Here is a 23,867-nt window from a genome sequence, read left to right as displayed (position 1 = left end):
GGTTTCGCGTACAAGCGCGCCTCGCGGACGAGGTGCGGCGGGATCGGGAGGGGGATGGGGTCACTCATAATCGCCATTACGTTACGCAGGGCCCGGAAGGCTACGCCAGTGTCCGGACCCCGCTCAACGTAACGCCGTCCATTATGGGTTAATTACGTATTTCCTGGCTGAGGATTCCCCAGTGCTTTCCACGCTGCGGATACGCTGGAAATCGTCCTTGGCTCGCTCTTTCAGCCTTTCGGTTTCTAGGCCGTTACCACGCGGCGATCACTGCCCGGCGCGTTCCTTCATCTGCGCCAGCATGGCCACCAACAAGTCCTGATGTTCGTCTGCGTCGGATGGCAACCCATCGGCGGCGTACCAGGAACTGTCCGCTTCGTAATGCGGGCCGATGAGGCCGACCGTGCCTTTGCCGTAGGACGAGATTCGCGCGGCGATGCGTCGGGATTTCGTGTAGTACGCCGTCGCCTCGGCGCCAGCCGGGAGCCGGCTGCCGAAATGCGGGCCGGCCTGGTAGTAGACGTCGCGCTGCTGGTGGCCTGCGGGCAGCTGGATGGAGATGAACTGCGCCGCCTTGTCCTTCGGGATTTCCTGGTCGACCTCGGCCAGCTCGATCAGTCCAAAGGCTGGAACGCCTTCCTTCTCGTCGGCATAACGCCCAGCCAGGTAACCGCCGGCACAGATGCCCAGGTACTGGCCTCCCTGGGCGACGAAGTCGCGGATGGCCTGGACCTGGCTGGCGGACAGCTCCGACAAGGTGTCCATGATGTCGTCCGAGCCGCCCGGCTGTACGTAGAGATCGGCGTCCTCAAGCACCTCGGCGCTGAGTTGGTCTTCATCCACCAGGCGGACGTTGTAGTGCTCTTTCTGCAACAGTTCGGCGACGGTCTTCGCGCAGCCGTCGCAGGTGCCGGCACCGTCGAAGATCACCGCCAGTTCGGCCTTGGCCAGCAGCGGAAACACCAGGGCCACGGCGGCCAGTACGGTCTTTTTCATCAGCACAGTTCCTTTGTGTGGGAGTGGCACGGGCACTACATGTAACAAGCCCGTATGGCGGTTAATCGGTGATGACAGCGTCAATTTACGCAAGCCTTGAGCGTCGACGAGAAGGGTCGCTCCCCTCCTCCCCCTGCCCGTTCACCCGTCTCAAAGGTGCGCGTCGGCCTCGCTGGCTATGCGCCCCAATGCCAGCCACACCGTGTGCTCCCGCTGGAACGGCAGCGCCGCTTCGACGGTGATGTCCAGGCGCGTCAGCCCGCTGAGGATGTCCTTTCGTTCATCCCGGGGCAGGATCGCAACGTGCCGGAATGGCTGCCGAAAGCCCTTCGAGAGCACCAGTGTCGGGGCATCGCCAGTGATTCGAATGGGCAGGGATTCAGCTGAGGCGATGGGCTGAGCCAGGACCGAGAACACCGGGTCGATGCTCTTCTCCAGCTCGACGAAACCCACCAGGACCAGCAGCACCTGGCGTTGGCTGGGCAAATCCAGCGAGAAGACCGAGCCCACAGGCGCCGTGGTACGGACCTTCCTGGGCTTGGGCGGCGACACCTTCACAGGCTTTTCCGCCGGCTGAGGGGTAGCCAGCCTGGCTTCTAGCGCTTTGAGGGCCTTGCGGCGGGCCGGCACCTCCCCGGGCGCATCGCGCTCCCACACGGACAGGTCCCCGCCCGCGCGCAGCAGCGACAACGCCTTGTCCTTGAGCGTCTCGTCCAGCCGGCCGTACTTCCAGGCCGTGTCGGCCAGGGCGAAGTGCACCAGGCAGGCCACCTCAGGCTCGCCCAGCCGTGCGGCATGGCGGCCCAGGACCTTCTGGCAGGCCTCGCTGTGGGAAAGTCCGTGCTTCAGGTGCTGGATGTAGTCATCCCGCACATCACAGGTCGTGTCATCGGAATACAGCCCCGTGCCCCAGGCGCCCATGTCCGGTCACGCCTGCTCGATGGGGAACGCAAGGCGCAGCACGAGGGATGCAGGGCTCGACGTGCTGCCGCCCCTCTCTGTGCGGACATCGGTGGTCGGGGATTGGAAAGGGTTGTCCATGTGCTGCCGCTCCGTGATGAAAGCGGGAAATCTACCGCTCTTCGGCCTCGATCACCACGCCGGAGCGGAACGCCCGGATTGCAGTCCGGGCATTCCGACAGCCTGGCCGCGCTACGCGAAATGCCGGTTGGCGACGCGTTGCAGGCCGAGGTTTTCGCGGAGGGTGCGGCCTTCGTACTCGCGGCGGAACAGCCCCACACGCTGCAGCTCCGGGATCACCAGGTCGACGAAGTCCTCCAGCCCGCCCGGCAGGTGGGTGAACAGCAGGTTGAAGCCATCCGCCGCGCGCTCTTCGTACCAGCAGGCCATCTCCTCGACTATCTGGCTCGGCGTGCCCACCAGCAGGCGATGGCCGCCGGCGCCTAGCGTACGCAGCAGCTGCGCGGCGGTGGGCTTCTCGCGGCGGATCAGGTCGATCACCAGTTGCTGGCGGCTCTTGTGGCGCTCGGTGACCGGCAGCGGGTCGGGCAGTACGACCGGCGCATCCGGCGGCAGGCGTTCCAGGTCGATGCCGATGTCCACCAGGAAGGACAGCGCCTTGAGCGCCGCCTCCGGGTCCACCAGCGCCTGCAATTCCTCGTGCTTCTCCTGCGCCTCGCTGGCGGTGCGCCCCACCACCGGGGCCAGGCCGGGGAACACCTTGAGTTCACCCTCCTCGCGCCCGGCCAACGCCAGGCGCTGGTGGATATCGGCATGGAAGGCCTTGCCCTCCTCCAGGGTCTGCTGGGCGGTGAACACCAGCTCGGCGGTGTGCGCCGCCAGGGCGCGACCGGCTTCGGAGGAACCGGCCTGGGCGATCACCGGCCAGCCTTGCAACGGCCGGGGTGCATTCAACGGGCCGCGCACGCGGAAGTGCTCGCCTTCGTGGTCCAGCACGCGCATGCGCGCCGGTTCCAGCCAGGTGCCGGAAGCCTTGTCCAGGGGGAAGGCGTCGTCCGCCCAGCTGTCCCAGAGCCCGGTGACCACCTCGAAGAACTCCCCGGCGCGCGCGTAGCGGTCGGCATGCTGCAGGTGCTCGGCGCGGTTGAAGTTCTCCCCGCCGATCAGCGCCGTCACCAGGTTCCAGCCGGCGCGGCCGCCGGACAGGTGATCCAGCGAGGCGAACTTGCGGGCGATGTTGTAGGGCTCGTTGTAGCTGGTGTTGGCGGTGGCGATCAGGCCGATGTGCTGCGTCACCACCGCCAGCGCCGGCAGCAGGGTCAAGGGGTCCCAGCGCAGGCTGTAGGCGCTGCTGCGCAGCACGCGCGGGTCCAGCTCGCCCACCGCCACGTTGTCGTTGAGGAACAGCGCATCGAAGCGCCCGCGCTCCAGGGTCTGGGCGTAGTGCCGGTAGCGCTCGAAATTGATCGAGGCGTCGGCGTCCGCCCGGGGGTGGCGCCAGCTGCCGGCATGGGCGCCGGAGCCGGAGAGGAAGGCACCCAGGCGCAGGCGACCGTCACGCCTTGCCATGGCTGGGCTCCTGCTCGGCAGCCGCCTCGGCGGGCGCGGCCACCTGGGCACGCAGCAGCAAGGCGACGCTGGCCCAGACCAGCAGCACGCTGGCGGCGAGGAACAGCATCACCGCCTGGTAGCCCTGGAGGAAGGCGCCGTGCACCCAGCCCTGCAGCACCTCCGGGGCCTGCGCCAGATGCGCGCCCAGCAGTGCCACGCCCTGCTCCGGCGCGGCCGCCGCACGGGCCAGCCAGTCGGTATCCGCCGGCACGCCGGTGGCGCCGGCCAGTTCGTGGGCGGCGAATGCGCGGTAGAGGCCCACGCCGACCGCCAGGCCGAGGCCGCCGCCGACATTGTGCAGGGTCATCAGCGAGCCCATGGCCACCGAGCCCACCTTCTGCGGCACCGAGGAGATGCCCAGCACCGTGGACGGCCCGAGGATGCAGGCCCAGCCCAGCCCCATCACCGCGAAGGCGCCCAGCAGGTAGGGCAGCGAGGTGCCCTCGGCGAAGCCGGCTTGCAGCAGGGCCGACAGGGCGAAGAACAGCAGCCCGGCCTGGATCAACAGCGCCGGGCCCTTGCGGGGGCATGCCGAGATAAAGGAAAATTAGGACATAGGGATCCTATCCTATTGATGTAAATAGAATTTCATTTGATCTGTTTGTCTCGCCTGCCTCATGCCCGTAAGCGTCTATGCTGATCTATTTGCATGCATGGGGGCTGAGCGATGGCGGCTTTGGAGAGAACGGCATATCCACGGCTAGCGACTACCCTCAGTACTAAGGAATTACACCGCAACTATTCGCTTTCCTCAGGAGAGCTTGACTGGATTTCCAGGACAGCTCGTAGCCCAGCCCTTTCCCTTGGGCTGGCAGTCCAGCTCAAGGTATTCCAAGAGCTCCATTACTTTCCTCCCCTAGACGAGATACCTCCAGAAATCACTGGCCACATCAGGAATACACTCGGTTTTGGCCCTCGTATCACTTCCCGCTATACCAACTCGCGTACTTTTTATAGGCATCAGGCGGCCATTCGTGAGTACCTCCAGATCAAGGCTTTCTATGGTAGTGAAGCGCTCACCATAGCTCTCCACCTTGCGCACGAATCTGCCGAGGTACTCGACCAGCGGGCGGATATCATCAATGTGCTGATCGGCGAGTTGCTGCAGCGCAGCTACGAACTCCCAGCCTATTCCACCCTCAATGACGCTGCTGAGGATGCCTTAGTTGCAATGCAGGAGCGGCTATTCAATCTCGTTGTGACCAGGGCGCCAATTGAGGTGGTCTACAAACTGAAAGAACTGCTCGAAACGGATTTCGGGCGACGCCAAAGTGACTTCAACGCCCTCAAGCAGGCACCCAAGAAGCCATCCCGCAAACACTTGGAAGTGCTGATAGATCACATGGCTTGGCTCGAGAGCTTTGGGAATCTAGATGCCATTTTTGATGGAGTCGTCGATACCAAAATCCGCCACTTCGCTGCCCAAGCTGCGGCGTCGGACGTCGCCGAGCTTAAGGACTGTTCGCTGCCGAAGCGTTACACGCTGATGCTTGCCTTGATCTATCGGATGCGCGTGCGGACTCGGGATCACCTAGCCGAGATGTTCATCCGGCGAATCTCTACGATTCACAAACGTGCCAAGGAAGAACTAGAGCAAATCCAAGCACGGCAACGTCAGAAGCTGGAGCAGCTGGCGGCCACCCTGGACGGTGTGGTGCAGATTTTGGTTCAGGAGCCGGATGACCAAGAGGCAGGTAGCCTGATTCGGGAATACCTCTCCCCCGACGGCAACCTGGAACGGTTGCGCGAAACCTGTGCCGAAGTCCAGGCTACCGGCGGTAATAACTACCTGCCGTTGATCTGGAAGCATTTCAGGTCCCATCGCTCGCTGTTGTTCCGTCTCAGCCACCTTCTCCAACTGGAGCCCACGACTCAGGATAGGTCGCTGGTTCAGGCACTTCAACTGATACAGGACAGCGAGAATTTGCACCGCGAGTGGATCGACGAGCACGTCGACTTGTCGTTTGCGTCGGAGCGCTGGGTCAAGGTCGTTCGTCGTCCTGCCAGTGAGGGGCCACCGACCAACCGGCGCTATCTGGAAGTTTGCGTATTCTCCTACCTGGCCAACGAACTGCGATCCGGTGACATGTGCGTACAAGGGTCGGAATCCTTCGCCGACTATCGCAAGCAGTTGCTACCCTGGGACGAATGTCTCCAGCGACTACCGGCCTACTGCGAAAAGATGGAACTGCCTGGCACGGCGAAGGAATTTGTTACCTCCCTCAAGACCCAGTTGGAGGAAACCGCGCAGCAACTGGATGACAAATTCCCCTCTTGCCGAGGGGACGTATCGATCAACGAAGCCGGCGAACCGGTATTGCGCCGAGTGACGGCGCGCGACATCCCGCCATCGGCCATCTCGCTACAGACGGCCCTCATGCAACGCATGCCGGCCAGGCACGTACTCGACATCATGGCCAACATCGAGCACTGGATTCAGTTCACTCGACATTTCGGGCCGATGTCCGGCAACGAGCCAAAGCTCAAAGAACCTGCCGAGCGCTACCTGATGACGATCTTCGCCATGGGTTGCAACCTCGGCCCCAGCCAGGCCGCGCGGCATCTGGCCGGTAATGTCACCCCGCACATGCTTTCCTATACCAATCGCCGTCACCTCTCGCTGGAGAAACTGGACAAGGCTAACCGCGAGCTAGTGGAACTCTATCTACAGCTCGATCTGCCCAAGCTCTGGGGCGATGGCAAGGCGGTGGCTGCGGACGGCACCCAGTTCGACTTCTATGACGACAACCTGCTGGCCGGCTACCACTTCCGCTACCGCAAGATGGGAGCCGTGGCCTATCGGCACGTGGCCAACAACTACATCGCTGTATTCCAACACTTCATCCCCCCGGGCATCTGGGAGGCAATTTATGTAATCGAGGGGCTGCTCAAGGCCGATCTCAGCGTCGAAGCTGATACGGTGTATTCCGATACCCAGGGCCAGTCGGCCACGGTGTTCGCCTTCACCCATCTGCTGGGCATCAACCTGATGCCACGCATCCGCAATTGGCGCGACCTGGTGATGTGCCGGCCGGATCGCGGCGCTGCGTATAAGCATATCAACCGCCTGTTCACCGACACCGCCGACTGGCACCTGATTGAAACCCATTGGCAGGATTTGATGCAGGTCGCGCTATCGATCCAGGCGGGCAAAATCTCCTCGCCTATGTTGCTGCGAAAACTCGGTTCCTACAGCCGGCGTAACAAGCTCTACCACGCGGCACAGGCACTGGGCAGCGTGATCCGTACGATCTTCCTGCTCAACTGGATCGGCAGTCGCGAGTTGCGCCAGGAGGTTACCGCGAACACCAACAAGATCGAGTCCTACAACGGATTCTCCAAGTGGTTGTCCTTCGGCGGCGACGTGATCGCCGAGAACGATCCGGACGAGCAACAGAAGCGACTGCGCTACAACGACATGGTGGCCTCGTCGGTGATCCTGCAGAACACTGTGGACATGATGCGGAACCTGCAGAAATTGGCCCGCGAGGGCTGGCAGTTCACCGATGAGGATGTGTCCTTCCTCAGCCCCTACCTGACCAGCAACGTCAAGCGTTTCGGCGAGTTCAACCTCAAGCTCAACCGGCCGCCGGAGCCCTGGATCAAAGACTCGGTGTTCCAGCAGGCAGCCGGGTCCATCCGCACTGGCAAGCTCGGTACTGCGGAAACCGAGGAGATGACCTGATGAACATTCCTCCTGCGTCATTTCGCGTCACGCCCTACGGCGAGGTAGATGCCGAGGCGCTGGAGCGTTTGCATGACGACTACGACACCATCCAGTTGCTGCGTCTAGTCGATGGGCTGGATCTGCTGCTGAAGGAAATGAACAACATCGGCGGCCTCAGGGATGGCCTCCTGCGGGTACATGCCATGGCGAAAACGGTGCTCGATGGTGCGGCACTATCGGTGTCTGTGACGGAAGGCGGCAGTATCTGGGAGGAAGCCGAGTCGCTTGATGAGGATCTGGTGGAACTGGGCAATTGGCTGGCCAGCGTCAGAGCTCAACTGAGGCCTTTGATTGAACTCATGCCGGCCGATCCTCATTAACCAACCAGTCGCCAGCGACACCGTGCAAGCTACTGGCTTCTGAACGGCTCAACAAGCTGACCCACATAGCCTGTCGGATAGTTCCGGTCATGCAGTCCTACTTCGGCGCTGCCGGGCTTGCTTACGCTGTCATAGTAGGTTCCAAGCAGCTGATCCCACACCAGCAAGAACTCACCGAAATTGACCTGCGCATCCTCGAAGTCGCGTTTGTGATGCCAACGGTGTGTTTCTGCAACGCCGATGACGCGCCGTAGCCAGCCCAACGAGTAGTCCAGATTTGCTTTCGCGGGAGGCAATCTGGGACTTTTGGCCGGATTTGACCTGTTTCTTGATTGCATTGGAAGGCAACTTGGGACTTCGTTGGCGCTTTGGAAGGCAATGTGGGACTCCATCTGCTTCTTGGAAGTCAATGTGGGACATCGATCCTAGTCTCTTCCATCAATAATAACGGCTTAGTGAAAATATCTGATATGCAATGAGGCCGCTGATAGTCCAACGCTGACATCCAAAGCCTTGGTACCCAAAGAGACTCCGGCAAGGACGCGGTGTATCGCTGCTAAGGCTGTCTGCCTAGGCCTGAACTGTTTGGTGATCTCACGCGGCTCGTATCCTCATCGACTAGGCTCGAGTGTGACAGGTCGCCGCGCTCTTCCACTTGTTAAGGCTTCCTTGAAAAATCCACACATGGGCAACTGATCAGACTTTCTGACGTGAGCTCTCTCCCTGCCCCTCCCGGGCCAAGGCTGAGGCGATGGAGGTGTTCTAGATTGGGCTTTATAGCCGATTATAGAGCGATTATAGAGCGATTATAAAATCGCTCTTTCACGATATACTTTAGAGTTAAGCTGCATGCGTTAGACGGACCCTAATGACCTGCCCCGATCACTTTTGTCCGCACGCTCCGCGGTGCCTGAAGGCTGATATCCTAAGACGGTGAGCACGAGCAAAAGTCCATCGTTCAGATTCTCTCGCAGGAATCGATTTCCCCCGAATCTAGTGCCGCCCCTGCATACCCTCCAGCCGTTCGACACGCTGCTGTAGTTCAGCTACCTGTTGCTCTAGGCGAACGACACGGCTTTGCGGGCTGCTATCGCCGAAGCCCCATCCGCGATCTTCCCGGTAAAGGGTTGCCCATATCCACAGGAACGGCCAGATCGCATGCAATGTGAACATACTGACCCAGCCGGCTGCATGGATCGAATCCTGATGGGGGTGGTTGCGCTGCCGGGCAATTTCGCAAGGGATGTCATGGATGACAATCATCCCGTAAAACAGCACCAGCCCAACAAAAATCAATAAACCCAGTGCAAAGTAATCGAGCATAGTTTCTTCCATTCTTGGAGAACTAAACGCTGGCAGTGTAGTGCAGAGGGCTATGGCCTGCCCCATAGCCCTACCCGCTTCTGGTTTACCGGACTCTAGCTAGCTTTGTGCCGAAGGAGTGTTGCGAATCCTGCGACTTTGAGACATCCGCTTAAACGGAGCTACCAGTTGAGCCCCATATCGCGTTGGATAGTCACGTTCTTGCAGCCCTACTTGAGCATCGCCGAGTTTGTCTGTCCCATCGTAGAAGGTCCTAAACAGGTGGTCCCACAGAAGCAGGAACTCGCCGAAGTTAACCTGAGCATCTTCGAACTCCCGCTTGTGGTGCCAGCGGTGTGTCTCAGCGACGCCAATCACATTACGCATCCAGCCTAGCGAGTAGTCCAGGTTGGAATGCTGAAATGCGAGATGCACTGTGAGGATGCCGAACCAGGTTGCGACAAGAGCAGAAGGTGTTCCCATCGCAAAGAGCACCAAGAGTCCAGGGCCCGCCATGATCGCCGCATGCAGTGGATGCCGGCGTTCGCCATTCATCCAGTAGAGGCGCTCTGCACTGTGGTGTGGTTCATGCAGGCGCCATAGCCATGGTGCGTAATGGCTGAATCGGTGCATGGCATAGAGACTGATATCCAAAACCATGGCTACGATGAACAATTGTGCCCACAGCGGCAAATCCGTTGGGAAGGTACGCGCGGCGTCAGGCATCAAATCACCCAGCCGAGCCAGAAACGTGGCGGTGAACTGGATGACGGACAGATTCACCACCATGTGAAGCATATCGGTCAGTGTATCTTGGTGGTCGGCAAGCCAGCTCTTACGGAATGGTTGTAGGCGCTCCAATATAGCGACCAGAATAATTCCAGATGCCGCGATGAGGGCTGTGCTGGGCCAATATGGCAAGCCCTTGTACAGCAGCCAGATCATCCAGCCAGCCGTACCACCAAAAATGACCGGATAGCTGAACCAGCGAACCATGAACCTGAAGCAATTGGTCATCATGCGGCCCTCCTCTTGAGTACCTTACGATAAGAGGCTCCTACGGCGCTGGCTTGAACGAAAAAGCTGATTTCAGCTGCTGAGACTGATCTGGCTCAGCGCTGAAGATGGATCGAGGCCAAACAGGCTGCGAAAGGTTCGAGAAAAGTGCGCGGAATCCGAGAACCCTGCCGCATGGCCGGCCATGGTCAGACTTTGGCCTGCTGTAATGAGTTGGAGTGCTGTAACCAGACGAAGCCATTTTCGGTAACTGCGCAATGGCAACCCGGTCTGTTCAACAAACCAATGAGAAAAGCGAGTCGGTGACAGGTGCATCAGATCGGCCAGTTCCTGTCTGCCATTGGCGGGTTTGCTTAAGGCTTCAAGTACAAGCCGCAAGCGTGGATCGATGATCGGAACATGGGGGAGATTAAGAAACTGGCGAACCGCACCTCGCATTTGCTGGGCGGTGATACTAGGAGTTGCCAGCAGTCTCTGCAAAGCCAAGATGTTGTGCACTTCGATAGGCAAGATGCTCGTGGGGGCATTGAACGCCTCCGCCTCCTCAGAAAGCGCGTCAAGGTAAATCGAAACAACCTCTACTGCTTCGATTTGATGAATTACGCCCGCTTGGATGCAAATGGCTCGGGCCGTGACGCTGCCATCAGGTGTAGTCACCCTCAAGTCGTGATTGATGCCAATGGTGATCTGGTGGGCCATGTGCCGGTGCCAATCATGATTGCCTACCTGTCCGGAAAACACTCCAAAGCCTGGAGATATCCAGGCTTTGCCGTGCCAACCGACGGTCTGTGATGCAATCACCTGATAGTCCCTCTTGTTTTCTGCACCCTACCCTTCGGCCTGCTAATTGACACCCTATTTGATCCAAGTCAACGAAGTGCTGTTATCGCCAAAGGGAGCGTTCATGCCTCGGAGCAATCTGCTATCGTCGGCCTATTGCCCCGCCTGGTGAATTGCTGTGCGTCGGATTGGATTGATCCTGCTAATGATTGCTAGCCTCTTGCTGCCGACCTTTGGCGGTGTGGCTTTCAGCATGCCGGCACAACCTTGCCCGATGCAGAACACCGATCATCAGGGCCATGCAACGGCTGATGCTCCGTGCTGCGAGCAGATGGACAAGTCTGATGGACTGGCCAGTAAGTCACCCTGCAAATCTGGTCAGGAATGCAAGACTGGAGGTCTTCTCCAGACCACCGTGATCAAGAGCATATCCCCTCTTCCCTCGCGCCCCGAAATATTGCTGACCCAGTCGGTGATCAAGCGAGAGCCCACAGGACTCTGGCGCCCTCCTCGTTTCGTCTAATGCAGTGATCATCCCGCGCCTCAAACCAGGCGCATCGTCGCGGCCAAGGCTTCATGGTAGCGACCCCGATCAATCGCATTGGAGGCGAAAGCATGTCCGCTTTCCTTTTCCCGCGCCGTGGCTATCTCGGTGTGTTAGCTGCCGCATTCTGGGCAGTTCCCTGGGTTGCCGCGCAGGCGCAGCCCCTGACCTTCGAACGAGCGCAGGCACTCGCCGAACAGCGCGCACCTGAGAACCTTGCACGGCAAGCCCAGGTTGCCTCGGCACAGCAGGCCATAGGGCCCGCAGACGCCCTGCCCGATCCCAAGCTGATTCTAGGCATCGACAACCTGCCGATCGAAGGCCCGGATCGTTACACACTTAATCGTGACTCCATGACCATGCGCCGCATTGGACTCATGCAGGAGGTACCCAACGGCGACAAGCGTCTGGCCCGTCGCCAACTGGCTGAAGCCTCCATGACACGAGCCGAAGCTGAGCAACGTGCCATGCAGTTGGAAATCAAGCGCCTGACGGCATTGAGCTGGCTGGACGTTTACTACTCAGAGCGCAGCGTTGGCCTCTTCAATCAGCTGGATCGTCAGATCGAGATGCTCCGCTCGACCGTGCAATCGCTGATTGCCGGTGGTGGTGCCCAGCCTGGCGAGCTGTTACAGGCCGACCAGGAAGCTTTGGCGTTACAAGATCGGCGAGATGAGCTGAATCGGGATGTCGCAGTTGCTCGCGCCAAGCTGCGCCGCTGGATCGGCAACGAGGCCGAGCAGCCTTTGCAAGGCGATGTACCCGAGCTGAGGCTAACGGTACCCCACCTGCAACAACGCATGGCCTCGCACCCCGAACTGCGAGCAGCCTCAGCCCGGGTCGGCGAGGCTAGCGCCGAGCTGAACGAGGCCATCGCCGAGAAGACCCCCGACTGGGGAGTCGAATTTGCCTACAACAATCGCGACAACCAGTTCGGCGATATGGTGATGGTGCAATTCACCTTTGACCTGCCGTTGTTCGTAGGTACACGTCAGGGGCCCAAGATCAAGGCCAGACAACAAAGCGTGTCGCAGATGGAAGCCGAGCAGGAGGCGCTACTGCGCGCCCATCAGGCTGAACTGGAAGGCGGCCTTGCCGAGCTTGAGCAATTGCGCAGGACTCTGGCGCGCACCGAAAAAACCCTGATCCCGCTCTTAAGCAAACGCGCCGATCTCGAACTGGCCGCCTACCGGGCCGGCAACAGCCAACTGACATCCGTCATCACCGCCCAGCGCGATCTGATCGAGGCGCAGCTGCGGCAGATCGAACAGCAGCGCAAGCTGAACCAGCTCTCCGCAAGCCTGTATTACGCCTATGTGGAGGGACTGAAATGAAGATATCGTCTTTTGGATTTGCAGTCGCCTTGCTGGCTGTGGGGATTAGCGCGGCAGGCGGTGGCTACTGGCTGGCCCAGAGGCAGGCCAAACATGACGCCATACCAAGCAGCGTACCGACAGATGAGCGCCAAGTGCTCTATTGGTACGACCCGATGCAACCGGAGCAACGCTTCGATAAACCGGGCAAGTCACCTTTCATGGATATGGACCTTCTCCCCAAATACGCGGGATCTGAGAAGGATTCGTCTGTTCTGAGCGTCTCCGCTCAAGCCGTGCAAAACCTCGGAATGCGAACCTCAACAGTGATCCGCGGTGTACTGCCCTCGGGCATCGAGGCCGTCGGTTCCCTGGCCTACAACCAGCGTGAGGTGGCAAACCTGCAGGCCCGTGCCGGCGGCTTTGTCGAGCGGGTCTATGGACGCGCCCCGGGCGATGTGCTGCCTGCAGGTACCCCCCTGGTCGACCTGCTGATACCCGAGTGGTCCGCCGCGCAACTGGAGTTTCTCGCCGTGCTGGCGACAGCCGACGCCCGCCTGATCGACGCGGCCCAGGGGCGCTTGCGCCTGCTCGGCATGCCGCACGCGCTGATCGAACAGGTGCGCCGCAGCGGCAAGCCTCGGGCGCTGCAGACCCTCACCACGCCCATCAGTGGTGAGCTGCAGGCATTGGAGGTGCGTGCCGGGATGACCGTTGCAGCCGGCCAGGATCTGGCGCGGATCAACGGCCTGTCCACGGTCTGGCTCGATGCGGCGATACCCGAGGCCATGGCCGGAACGGTTCAGGTCGGAAGCGAGATCAACGCCAGCCTGACGGCCTTTCCCGGGCAACCGCTGCAAGGCCGCGTCATCGCCCTGTTGCCGAGTGCAGACCCACAGACCCGCACCGTCACCGTACGCAGCGAGCTGCCCAACCCGACAGGCAAACTGCGCCCCGGCATGTTCGCCGCCGTGCGCCTGAACAGCGAAGCCGAGCAGCCCGCGCTGCTGGTGCCCAGCGAGGCGGTGATCCGCACCGGCAAGCGGGCGCTGGTGATGCTGGCCGAAGACGACGGACGCTACCGTCCCCAGGAAATCACCCTGGGCCGCGAGGCCGATGGCCGCCTGGAGGTGCTGTCCGGTCTCGCGGAAGGCCAGTCGGTGGTCACCTCCGGCCAGTTCCTGATCGACTCCGAGGCCAGCCTGCAGGGCGTCATGGCCGGCAAGGCGGAGCAGCCGCTCGCCCCGGGGCTGCACGAGTCCCATGGCGTGATCCGGGCGCTGGATAGCCAACGGATCACCCTGGAGCATGGTCCCTTCGAGAGCCTGAACATGCCCGGCATGACCATGCCCTTTCCCCTGGCCGGTCCTTCGGTGGCCGCCGGTCTCAAGCCGGGCGACCACGTGCGCATCGGCGCACGGCTGACGGATAGCGGGCTGCTGATCGAGCGGCTCGACAAGCAGGGGGAGCAGCCATGATCGCGCGCCTGATCCACTGGTCGATCGGCAATCGCTTCCTAGTGCTGCTGGCCACCCTGTTCATCAGCGTCCTGGGCATCTGGTCGGTGCGCAGCACCCCGCTGGATGCACTGCCGGACCTATCTGACACCCAGGTCATAATCAGAACCAGCTTTCCCGGGCAGGCGCCGCAGATCGTCGAGAACCAAGTGACCTATCCGCTGGCCACCACCATGCTCTCGGTGCCGGGGGCGAAGACGGTGCGCGGCTACTCGTTCTTTGGCGACTCCTTCGTCTATGTGCTGTTCGAAGACGACACCGACCTCTACTGGGCCCGCTCGCGGGTACTGGAGTACCTCAACCAGGCCCAGGAGCGCCTGCCCGAGGGCGTTACCACCACCCTCGGCCCGGATGCCACCGGTGTAGGCTGGATCTACCAGTACGCCTTGGTCGACCGCAGCGGCCGGCATGACCTGGCCCAGCTGCGGGCACTGCAGGACTGGTTTCTCAAGTATGAGTTGAAGAGCCTGCCCAACGTAGCCGAGGTGGCCACCCTCGGCGGTATGGTCAAGCAATACCAGGTGCTGCTCGACCCGCAGAAGCTGGTGGCCTATGGCGTGACTCAGCAGGAGGTCGAGGCCGCACTGAAAAGCGCCAATCAGGAGACCGGTGGTGCCATTCTGGAACTGGCCGAACGGGAATACATGGTGCGGGCTTCCGGCTACCTGCAGAGCCTGGAGGACTTTCGCAACGTACCGCTGCGGGCCTCGGCCAGCGGCGTGCCGGTGCTGCTGGGCCAGGTAGCCACCATTCAGCTTGGCCCGGAAATGCGCCGCGGCATTGCCGAGCTGGATGGCCAGGGCGAAGTGGTCGGCGGCGTGGTCATCCTGCGCTCCGGCAAGAATGCCCAGGACACCATTGCTACGGTGAAGGCCAAGCTGGACAGCCTGAAGGGCAGCTTGCCGGCCGGTGTCGAGGTGGTCACTACCTATGACCGCTCGCAGCTGATTGATCGCGCCATCGACAACCTCAGCTATAAGCTGCTGGAAGAGTTCGCGGTGGTTGCCCTGGTCTGCCTGATTTTCCTCTGGCACCTGCGCTCTTCGCTGGTAGCGATCATCACCCTACCCTTGGGCATCCTCATGGCCTTCATCGTCATGCGCTACCAGGGCATCAATGCCAACATCATGTCGCTCGGTGGCATCGCCATCGCCATCGGCGCCATGGTCGATGCCGCCGTGGTGATGATCGAGAACGCGCACAAGCACATTGAGGCCTGGAAGGCCCGGCACCCCGGTGAGCAGCTCCGGGGTGAAGCGCACTGGCGGGTGATCGGCGAAGCCTCGGCCGAGGTTGGGCCGGCGTTGTTCTTCAGCCTGCTGATCATCACCTTGTCGTTCCTTCCCGTGTTCACCCTGGAGGCCCAGGAGGGCAGGCTGTTTGGCCCATTGGCCTTCACCAAGACCTATGCCATGGCCGCCGCCGCCGGGCTCTCAGTCACCCTGGTGCCGGTGCTGATGGGCTATTGGATTCGCGGGCATATCCCCAACGAACAGCAGAACCCGTTGAATCGCTGGCTGATCGAGGCCTACCGGCCGGTGCTGGAGTGGGTGCTGGCCTGGCCCAAGGCCACGCTGGCCATGGCCGTTGTGGTGTTCCTCTCCAGCCTCTGGCCGCTAAGCCAACTCGGCGGGGAGTTCCTGCCGCCCATGGACGAGGGCGACCTGCTGTACATGCCTTCTGCCCTACCCGGCTTGCCGGCCAGCAAGGCCAGCCAGCTGCTGCAGCAGACCAACCGCATGATCCTCACGGTGCCGGAAGTGGCGCGGGTATTCGGCAAGGCCGGGCGGGCGGAGACCGCCACCGATCCGGCGCCGCTGGAGATGTTCGAGACCACGGTGCAGTTCAAGCCGCGCGAGCAGTGGCGCGACGGGATGACGCCGGAGAAGCTGATCGAGGAACTAGACCGCGCGGTGAAGGTTCCCGGGCTCTCCAATATCTGGGTACCACCGATCCGCAACCGCATCGACATGCTGGCCACCGGGATCAAGAGCCCGATCGGGGTCAAGGTTTCCGGCACCTCGCTGGGCGACATCGAGCGCATAACCCGCGATATCGAGGCCGTGGCCAAGGCGGTGCCCGGGGTCAGCTCAGCGCTGGCCGAACGCCTCACCGGCGGCCGCTATGTCGACATCCAGATCGATCGTCTGGCCGCAGCGCGCTATGGCCTGAGCATCGCCGATGTGCAGTCGGTGGTGGCCGGCGCCATCGGCGGCAGCAACATTGGCGAGACCGTCGAGGGGCTGGCCCGCTTCCCCATCAGCCTGCGCTATCCAAGGGAGTGGCGCGATAGCCCGGAGGCGCTGCGGCGACTGCCGGTGCTCACCGCCAGCGGTCAGCAGATCACCCTCGGCACGGTAGCCGAGATTCGCCTGAGCGAAGGTCCGCCGATGCTGCGCAGCGAGAATGGGCGACTGTCCGGCTGGGTCTATGTCGATGTCCGCGGGCGCGACCTGGCTTCCACCGTGCGCGAGTTGCAACAGCGCGTCGCCGAGCGTGTGCGGTTGGACGCCGGCATGACCGTCTCCTACTCCGGCCAGTTCGAGTTCCTCGAACGCGCCAATGCGCGGCTGACCTGGGTGGTGCCGGCGACCCTGCTGATCATCTTCGTGCTGCTCTACCTGACCTTCAGCCGCTTCGACGAGGCCCTGTTGATCATGGCCACCCTGCCCTTCGCCCTGTCGGGCGGCATCTGGCTGCTCTACTGGTTCGGCTTCAACCTGTCGGTGGCCACCGGTGTGGGCTTCATTGCCCTGGCCGGGGTCTCGGCCGAGTTCGGGGTGATCATGCTGCTGTACCTGAAGAATGCCTGGCATGCGCGTATGGATGCCGGTCGCATCGGTGATCCGGCCCTACTGGAGGCAATTCGTGAAGGCGCAGTGCTGCGCGTGCGGCCTAAGGTGATGACAGTAGCCGTGATCATCGCCGGCCTGCTACCAATCCTCTGGGGCGGCGGTGCCGGCTCCGAAGTGATGAAGCGCATCGCCGCGCCCATGGTCGGCGGCATGATTACCGCGCCGCTGATGTCCATGCTGGTTTTGCCGGCAGCCTACTGGCTGATGCGAAGGCAGCGTACACAGAGAGTTCGCGCACCGCAGGAGCTATAGCTGCACAAACCCGGGCAACCCATGCACTAGGTTCTGTACGAAAAGTACTGCCGCAGGCATCGCAGCGTGCAAGCCAGCGTGACCATTGCGGCAAAACTCCTGGCGAGCTTGTCGTAACGGGTGCCAATTCTCCGGTTCTCTTTTAGCCAGCCAAACATCCGCTCGATGATGTTCCGCTGCCGGTATTTCGGACGATCAAACAGTCGGGGTAGTCCTGGCTTGGGTTTGCGCTTCATGGTGCGCTGTGGAATCACCGGCTGCATGCGGTAGCGGTCGCAGTACTGGCGCAGATGCTCGGCATCGTAGCCTTTGTCTGCCAATAACCAGCGGCAGCGCTTACGAGGCCGTCCCGACTTTCCGGGGATACGTACATGATCTAAGAGTGGCTGAGCATGGCCAATGTCACTGGCCTGCCCGGGTGACAGCATAAAGCGGAGAGGTATCCCGTTGGCATCGCAGATCAGGTGAATCTTGGTGGTTAGGCCGCCTCGGCTACGTCCCAATGCATGATCTACCGGTTCTTCTGGCCCCCCTTTTTCCCGGCGCCAGAAGAGGCTCGGGTTGCACGCACCGCGGTGGAGTCGATCATCCACGTATCCAGGTCGATCAGGCCTTCCTGATTCAGCCGGACGTGCAATCGCTCAAGTACTCGGTTAAACGTGCCGTCGTCTCGCCAGTCACGGAACCGTTGATAAACCGTCGACCACGGGCCGAAACGTTCCGGCAGATCACGCCAGGCGGCTCCGGAGCAGAGGATCCAAAAGATGCCGTTGAGCACCAGCCGATCATCACTTCGAGGTCGGCCCATCTTCTGTTCCGGGGCAACCAGATCCTTGATCAACTCCCAGCCCGCATCTGGGAGTTCGTAGCGCCTTGCCATGTGGACATCCAGCCAATCATGGTGGCGATTCTACCTGTACCGACTTTTCGTACAGAACCTAAAAACATAGAAGTGAGCGGGCGATTTGGTCGTTTTTGATCGACTCCCTGTTTAATATTAATTCTCAAGAATTACTTCACCTAAAAACCAGAAAGCACAGAGGAGCAATGAAAAGATTCGGCATAAAAATCCATTGACAAAAACTGAAGAACCTCACCACCCATTAATAGATGCAAAAATTAAAATCTTTAATTCTATATTGACCCACCATGTCTCATGCGGTGCGCGCGGACTAGTGATAGAGCTTCTTGCACTGCAGAAATATCTTTAGGACTCATATTCAGCTTTTTAATGAGCCAGCGATCCCCATACGAGAGGATCTCATTGACTTCTCCTCTTGCTAGCTCGTGCGCCGCGATAAACTCTTGAAACTCTTTATCAGTAGGCTCATGATAGGCAAGGGGCAAGCCACGAAACTCTGTTGGCGACAATTCAAGAACGCCCCCACCATAGAACCGTCCATCTAGCTCAGCGAACAGCATTGTCAGTGAATTATAAAAAGAATAGCAAAGACCTTTTATGGTGTATCCGTCCTTAATTCGCAAACCGTAAGCTGTATCCGTAAGATATACATTAGCATTATTTATACATATCTTAGGAAGTTGGTGTGAACGCTTAAAGAAAAAACCAACCTCTCTCGAAACAATAGGAACCTCGTACCAATTCTTTCTATTGCGACATTTATATCGCTTGTGAAGCCCCTCAGCCTCACCCTGCTTAATATACTCCTGCAGCTTTTCATTTAACGATGAGAACTCCCCCTTAATATTCAATAGATAGCAGGGTTCGCGTCGCTCAAGCTCGTTAAAATCTGCATGATCGAAGACTGGTCTATGGCTTGCCAGGCTACCTTTCTTCAATATTGGGATAACGTAATTTTCAACTTCAAGCTCTTCGACTCGAGCCTTTGTCAGAATGAAGAACTCGTTAGCCGCCGAAACTATTCCAGGCGCACTCCCAGAAAAATCAGAGATTTTTTTTGCACGAGCTCGCAACTTCACTAATAGCTCTACCGTGGTTTTGGGAAGGAGAAAGGAGCTAAGCTCAATACCAGAATTACTTTGGTCAAGTGCAGAAAGCTTATGGACAACTGGGCTAAAAAGATCAACCATGCTTTCAACGTGATTAATATAAAGCCCTTTACTTCTATTTGTTTTCTTCTGACCAACAAAAATAACGGCATCCTGGTCTATCGAAGGAAATGCTTTACTTTTTGATATAAAAAGATCTATACGCTCATAAGCAGCAGAAAGAGATCGTAGCGCTTTCCTCCCATAATCTACGGTCATAAGCTCATAGGGAAGAATAAGCGCCACAACCCCATCTGGCGATACTAAAAGTCCCGATGCAATCAAAAAAGCGACCCAGCTATTTTTCAAATCTATTAAAGGATAAGAGGCTACAGCTGAAAGTTCTGCCATGCGGCTTTTAAATTCTTCCGAAAAATGGCGCCCACGAATAAAGGGTGGATTCCCTATAATAATATCGAATTTCCGGAAGCCCACATAGCTCTTACTAAGAGCGTACTCTATGAAATCACTGCAAATCAGATTTAATGATGAACGGCAGCCTGCTAGGCCTTTTAACAAAGTATCAATAGACTGACTATCGATATCTACTGCAGTAAATTTATGCTCTTGCTGCAGCTTTATCATTTCATGTAAGAAAACGCCATCCCCTACGCTTGGCTCCAAAATCTCTAATGGACGACTTGGTACAAGAGAGATAACTTTTTTTATCAACGCGACTGCAATATCTGTCGGAGTGTAAACCGCCCCAGTAAATCGAATCTTTTTTCTCTTATCCGCCTTGCGCACCAAACTCATACTCTTCAATCTTAATTGTTAGCTCTCGGAATTTTTCTAACAAAGCGACATACAGCTCTCCTTTAGGAAAGCCTCTCGCTCTAAACTCTTCGATCAATGGGGAAATTTCTTCTCTAAGCAACCTTGCACGCCTTGCTCTCCAAAGCAATTGATGCCTAAGAAGCCCGAGATTTAGGCGCTTGACTATATAGCAACCTAGTGGCGTTTTGCCAATAATCTTACCTGTTGCTTCGCGCCCTATATGTTCCGCATATGCATCAGAGCAAGGATCGACAAATCCTTTTTCACCATCATTATGAATCAATGGGTCATCGCCTATCCAGTGATTAGATTTAGGTATATTGCAAAAACGACAGGCATAGACAAGATTTGAATAAGCATTCTCAAGTTCAGGAAATTTTTTCTTCGGCGCAAAATGATCAATATGAAAGCATATGCGATCCATTCTATGATCACTGTCATCACAGTAGCCACACGATTGATTGAAATCTTCTCTTAGATCATCTCGGTAAGCACTATAGGGCTCTCGGAGCTCGATCTGTCGACGACTAGGCTTCTTCTCGTGAACCAAACTCACTTACTTTCACCTTCTTTGAGGGCGGATCGCATGTGTTTGATTAAATTCTCAGCTTCTTCAATAAGAGAACCATCAAACTCTAGAAGATGCTTTTTTATATGAGAAGGAATTGACGACTTTCTAGAAATACTAGACTCTATTTTGCCATCCAGCTCGATGGCCCTCTCCACCTCTGCGGCACTTAACCTACCGGGCCTGTTATTAAGATCGTCTAACTCTTCCTGCCAAGCGTGCAGACGAGATTTATATCTATTTATCTGATGGACAATACGAGCAAAAAGATCTCGACCATCTTCCTTGTCCCTGCCGCCACCTTTAGAGTAGACCCTATTCACATCCTCAGCCGAAGATATTGCTTGGTCGCCATACGCTGTTCTTATAAAACAGGGGAAATCACACCGCACAGACATAAATGCGGAAACTAATTTATCACCATCATAAGACAGAGGCCCCGCTTCCGAGAGGTTAAAATCACTTACAAGAGCATCAATATCTAAAGAAAGCAAGCCATCAAGCAACTCATCAAGGTCCTTAGTTGGAGCAACTAGGTAAATAGTATTGAAGAACTCAGTATCAAAAGCGTCATTAAAAAAATTTGATCGCTCATCCTCATGCTCATCAACGTAAGCGATACTTGGGCGCCAACCGCTATCCATCGAATCCATATTTACCCCTCCTTCTTATACTCTGGAAATTTTAGGCTGATTGAAAATCCAGACTCCCCTATGCCTGAATTTAAATTTACCTCACCAGAATAGTCATCAATAATTCCTTTAACCAGCCACATCCCAATGCCCGTTCCAGAAACCTCTGTTCCTTCGGTAGTTTTCGATGAGACGCCAAAAGAAAAAATATCACTTACCGAAGTGAAACCTTCCGAAATGCCAGGGCCATTGTCTCTATATATAACATCTATACTATTAGGACTAACCGAAGCCACCTTAATCCAAACATCTCTGGACTCGGCATCTCGAGGGCGAATAAATGCCTCTACAGAGTTGATAAGTAAATTATAGAAAATACTATCTAAATCTATTTCGTGAGCCAATAGTAGCGCTGGTTGCTCAAGTTCATCAACTATATGAAGGACAATGCTTTTCGCTTTGAGGAAGTCCTCCCAGTACTCAGAAAGGTTCAATAAGTAACTAGAGAAATCGATGATCTTACGCCGACGCTTAACTGGCGAAATAGCCGACAAGGCAAAATCAACCCACCTACCTACCTTCTCGTCCTCACGCGCCCATCTTTGGACGATATTAAATGGGTTGACATATTCTGGCACTGTCTTGATACGCTCCTCATCAACCACTCGCTTGAGGGCATTATCCATCCTGCGGTAGCGTAAATCCATGTTGGCTTTAATTTGCTTTAATTCATGCGTAAACGAAACCAATACGGTTCCTAACGTAGCCAATCCACGCATTACTTGGATTTCATCTTTTAGTACTTCGTTCCTTTGCTCCTCAGTCTTATATGCCTTAGCGATCTTCAGATTCTGAGATAGAAGTTCTTCGTTTGCTTGATGCAGGCTTTCGGGATTAGTAACCCCTAGTTCTAACTGAGGGGGCTTCGGGTTATCAGCATTGGCTAACGCATCTTCCGCTAGCTGCTTCCCTTCCTCAATATCCTTTTGATCTGCTCGCTCAGCCTCGTAGACCCTGTCAAAGACTCGATAAATATAGCTTCTATCATGCTCAAACTCTGCGATTAGTGAAATAATCAATGAGCGAAATACTGAAAACGCTCGCTCATTCATAATACCTTCGCGGTTAGACTGATCAGCAAGCAATGGATTTTCGTGTTTTGTTATATTAATTGTGCCCGCCACTTGCTGTGGGGGTACACGCCAGCCAATGCGTTTCGCTGCGGCAGGATTAGATGCAACCCTCTGTCCAAGTAGGAGCCAATCTGAGCCTTGCGTATTTGGTTCGCCATAAGGACGCACCCGAAATCCATCACGGTAAATTCTTATTCCACCAGAGCTATTTAACCATCGACGCCTTTTAGCAACATCGAAACTCTTTTGTGGATATCGTTCTAGAGTATCTGCAGAGGGGTTAGCCAACTTAAAAAAATAGAGAGTAAAATCAAGAGGACCAATTGAGAGAACATCTTTCTTCTCGTTATCCGTCAAACGAAGATTAAAAATACTTTTATTATAGCCATAGCTACCAATTAAAAAATCCCCCCTCCTAAAACCATCAACCTGCATTTCCTTATAATCGAAAACAGCGGACCTTATTTTAGAAGGATCTATCTCCTTTCTTTCAATAGCAAACTCAACACTCCCACTCGCATTAATTTTTGCAAACATTTTATAATCGAACTGATCTGGCGGAAAACTATCAATCCAACCACTACTTGCAATATCTCGATAGTCATAAACATATATATTAAAGCCACCTCGCTCCCTTGGGGGAAGCAAAGCTTCTAGAGTCTGCTTCAGCTTTAAGCTGTCACGCTGGTCCCAGACATCGTGCAAGTGAGAGATCCTGATGGCTGTTCCCTTTAGAAAGCTAACAGGTTCATAGTCCGTTTCATTAACAGGCACAGACTTTGGCAGATACTCTTTGATACCTATTCTTTGATAGAGAGAGCATAGCTCTTCTGCATAAGAGTCCAGAGACGCTCTGACATCGTCTAGAATTTTTCCTCTACCTTCAAAACATTCCCAGTCAACAGACCAGTGGATTATTTCTGCCCCTTCATGCTCCCCACTGTAGAGCTCACACTCGTACCCTAACCGGTCAAGTGCAAAGCGGCCAATTCCCTTTGCCCCTGTAACAACTCGCCCACCTACTGAATGCTCTCTTATCTCCTTCGCATCGGTTCCAATTACCATCCAGTGATCTTTTATAACTTGAGCCGACATCCCATGACCATTGTCTACGATCCATAAATCTAATACATCTTTAAAGGCGGCCGCAACGCTGTCCAAAAATTGTCCGGATAAACCTGTGCGCAAGTGATACTCTTGCCCCACTGCCTCATAATAGCTTTCAGCATCCTGTAAAAACTTAGACAGCTCTTGGTATTGCCGCCCAGATATAGATCGAGGAACTTGCTTATATCTTGGCAAAAACATTACCGCACATGCGCCCGCGTCTGCATCATATGCATTCTTTACTAATTCAGTAATGGCACCTTGCGACGTCGCAACGTTCTCTCGGCCTATTAGTCTAGCGGCCCTTGCAGACACCTTAAATGGAATATCGGCCATAAATAGCCCATCCTATGCAAGTAAATTGAGGTAATACAGCTCTACTGAACAGTAACAAAGCAGGCCTATCGGGCGACTGAAGCTGAATTTCATGCCTCTAGCTCTGCAAAGCTGCAACCGCTTGCGCTTACGCTACCAACAGACACTTT

General features: G+C 56.8%; 18 protein-coding genes. 5 read left to right on the top strand and 13 right to left on the bottom strand.

All coding sequences use genetic code 11. From position 1 onward, the window contains the following. Positions 1–267: 267 nt before the first annotated feature. The 4 genes from RTK35_RS22885 to RTK35_RS22870 form a co-directional block, all read right to left on the bottom strand. Complete coding sequence (locus RTK35_RS22885) at positions 268–996, bottom strand: BPL-N domain-containing protein (RefSeq protein WP_316909084.1); 729 nt, start codon at positions 994–996, stop codon at positions 268–270. 150 nt (positions 997–1,146) lie between these two features. Further along, on the bottom strand, positions 1,147–1,917 hold the full coding sequence (locus RTK35_RS22880; protein ID WP_316909083.1) for a hypothetical protein: 771 nt from the start codon (positions 1,915–1,917) through the stop codon (positions 1,147–1,149). Between the two features lie 231 nt (positions 1,918–2,148). Then, positions 2,149–3,486: an LLM class flavin-dependent oxidoreductase gene (locus RTK35_RS22875; RefSeq protein WP_316909082.1), complete on the bottom strand. Its 1,338-nt coding sequence runs from the start codon at positions 3,484–3,486 to the stop codon at positions 2,149–2,151. Continuing rightward, on the bottom strand, positions 3,473–4,033 hold the full coding sequence (locus RTK35_RS22870; RefSeq protein WP_316909081.1) for a hypothetical protein: 561 nt from the start codon (positions 4,031–4,033) through the stop codon (positions 3,473–3,475). Before RTK35_RS22870 ends, RTK35_RS22875 begins: the two co-directional genes overlap by 14 nt. Before the next feature lie 162 nt (positions 4,034–4,195). Here RTK35_RS22870 and RTK35_RS22865 point away from each other — a divergent pair, with 162 nt between their 5' ends. After that, positions 4,196–7,213, top strand: a complete 3,018-nt coding sequence (locus RTK35_RS22865) for a Tn3-like element ISPa42 family transposase (protein ID WP_316909080.1) — start codon at positions 4,196–4,198, stop codon at positions 7,211–7,213. After that, positions 7,213–7,575, top strand: coding sequence for a Tn3 family transposase post-transcriptional regulator TnpC (tnpC, locus tag RTK35_RS22860; protein ID WP_083422408.1), 363 nt, complete (start codon positions 7,213–7,215; stop codon positions 7,573–7,575). The genes RTK35_RS22865 and tnpC overlap by 1 nt, the downstream gene beginning before the upstream one ends. A 29-nt stretch (positions 7,576–7,604) precedes the next feature. Here tnpC and RTK35_RS22855 read toward each other — a convergent pair whose 3' ends face one another. The 4 genes from RTK35_RS22855 to RTK35_RS22840 form a co-directional block, all read right to left on the bottom strand. Further along, positions 7,605–7,967: a sterol desaturase family protein gene (locus RTK35_RS22855; RefSeq protein WP_316909079.1), complete on the bottom strand. Its 363-nt coding sequence runs from the start codon at positions 7,965–7,967 to the stop codon at positions 7,605–7,607. 601 nt (positions 7,968–8,568) lie between these two features. Next, positions 8,569–8,898 (bottom strand): DUF3302 domain-containing protein, encoded by a 330-nt coding sequence (locus tag RTK35_RS22850; RefSeq protein ID WP_074971514.1) that lies wholly within the window; start codon positions 8,896–8,898, stop codon positions 8,569–8,571. A 99-nt stretch (positions 8,899–8,997) separates the two neighbouring features. After that, entirely contained in the window at positions 8,998–9,897 is a 900-nt protein-coding gene (locus RTK35_RS22845) for a sterol desaturase family protein (RefSeq protein WP_316909078.1), read from the bottom strand. A 69-nt stretch (positions 9,898–9,966) separates the two neighbouring features. Beyond that, positions 9,967–10,695: an AraC family transcriptional regulator gene (locus tag RTK35_RS22840; protein ID WP_074971515.1), complete on the bottom strand. Its 729-nt coding sequence runs from the start codon at positions 10,693–10,695 to the stop codon at positions 9,967–9,969. Between the two features lie 594 nt (positions 10,696–11,289). On the opposite strand from RTK35_RS22840, the gene RTK35_RS22835 reads away from it, so the two are divergent. From RTK35_RS22835 to RTK35_RS22825, 3 genes are read left to right on the top strand one after another with little or no spacing between them, the layout of a single operon-like run. Then, complete coding sequence (locus RTK35_RS22835; protein ID WP_316909077.1) at positions 11,290–12,552, top strand: TolC family protein; 1,263 nt, start codon at positions 11,290–11,292, stop codon at positions 12,550–12,552. Continuing rightward, the gene (locus RTK35_RS22830; protein ID WP_316909076.1) at positions 12,549–14,009 is read left to right on the top strand and encodes an efflux RND transporter periplasmic adaptor subunit; all 1,461 of its coding nucleotides are present in this window, start codon (positions 12,549–12,551) and stop codon (positions 14,007–14,009) included. Before RTK35_RS22835 ends, RTK35_RS22830 begins: the two co-directional genes overlap by 4 nt. Continuing rightward, positions 14,006–17,155 (top strand): efflux RND transporter permease subunit, encoded by a 3,150-nt coding sequence (locus RTK35_RS22825; protein ID WP_316909075.1) that lies wholly within the window; start codon positions 14,006–14,008, stop codon positions 17,153–17,155. Before RTK35_RS22830 ends, RTK35_RS22825 begins: the two co-directional genes overlap by 4 nt. A gap of 26 nt (positions 17,156–17,181) precedes the next feature. Here the strand turns inward: RTK35_RS22825 and RTK35_RS22820 are convergent. From RTK35_RS22820 to RTK35_RS22800, 5 genes are all read right to left on the bottom strand, one after another. Further along, positions 17,182–18,035, bottom strand: a protein-coding gene (locus RTK35_RS22820) for an IS5 family transposase (RefSeq protein ID WP_316909074.1) whose coding sequence is annotated in 2 segments (ribosomal slippage) — positions 17,182–17,693 and positions 17,693–18,035 — 855 coding nt in all. Because the reading frame shifts where the segments join, the coding sequence is not laid out codon by codon here. A gap of 254 nt (positions 18,036–18,289) precedes the next feature. Further along, on the bottom strand, positions 18,290–19,921 hold the full coding sequence (locus tag RTK35_RS22815; RefSeq protein WP_316909073.1) for an Eco57I restriction-modification methylase domain-containing protein: 1,632 nt from the start codon (positions 19,919–19,921) through the stop codon (positions 18,290–18,292). Further along, positions 19,896–20,498: an HNH endonuclease gene (locus tag RTK35_RS22810; protein WP_316909072.1), complete on the bottom strand. Its 603-nt coding sequence runs from the start codon at positions 20,496–20,498 to the stop codon at positions 19,896–19,898. The genes RTK35_RS22815 and RTK35_RS22810 overlap by 26 nt, the downstream gene beginning before the upstream one ends. Continuing rightward, positions 20,495–21,163 (bottom strand): hypothetical protein, encoded by a 669-nt coding sequence (locus tag RTK35_RS22805; RefSeq protein WP_316909071.1) that lies wholly within the window; start codon positions 21,161–21,163, stop codon positions 20,495–20,497. The genes RTK35_RS22810 and RTK35_RS22805 overlap by 4 nt, the downstream gene beginning before the upstream one ends. Before the next feature lie 2 nt (positions 21,164–21,165). Continuing rightward, a complete protein-coding gene (locus tag RTK35_RS22800) occupies positions 21,166–23,718 on the bottom strand; it encodes a sensor histidine kinase (protein ID WP_316909070.1) in 2,553 nt (850 codons plus the stop codon). Between the last annotated feature and the right edge of the window lie 149 nt (positions 23,719–23,867).

Origin of the sequence: Pseudomonas sp. zfem003, assembly GCF_032621675.1 — a bacterium.
Taxonomy (GTDB): Bacteria; Pseudomonadota; Gammaproteobacteria; order Pseudomonadales; family Pseudomonadaceae; genus Metapseudomonas; species Metapseudomonas otitidis.
The sequence above is the reverse complement of the archived record's forward strand: the minus strand, read 5'-3'. Positions and strand labels throughout refer to the sequence as shown.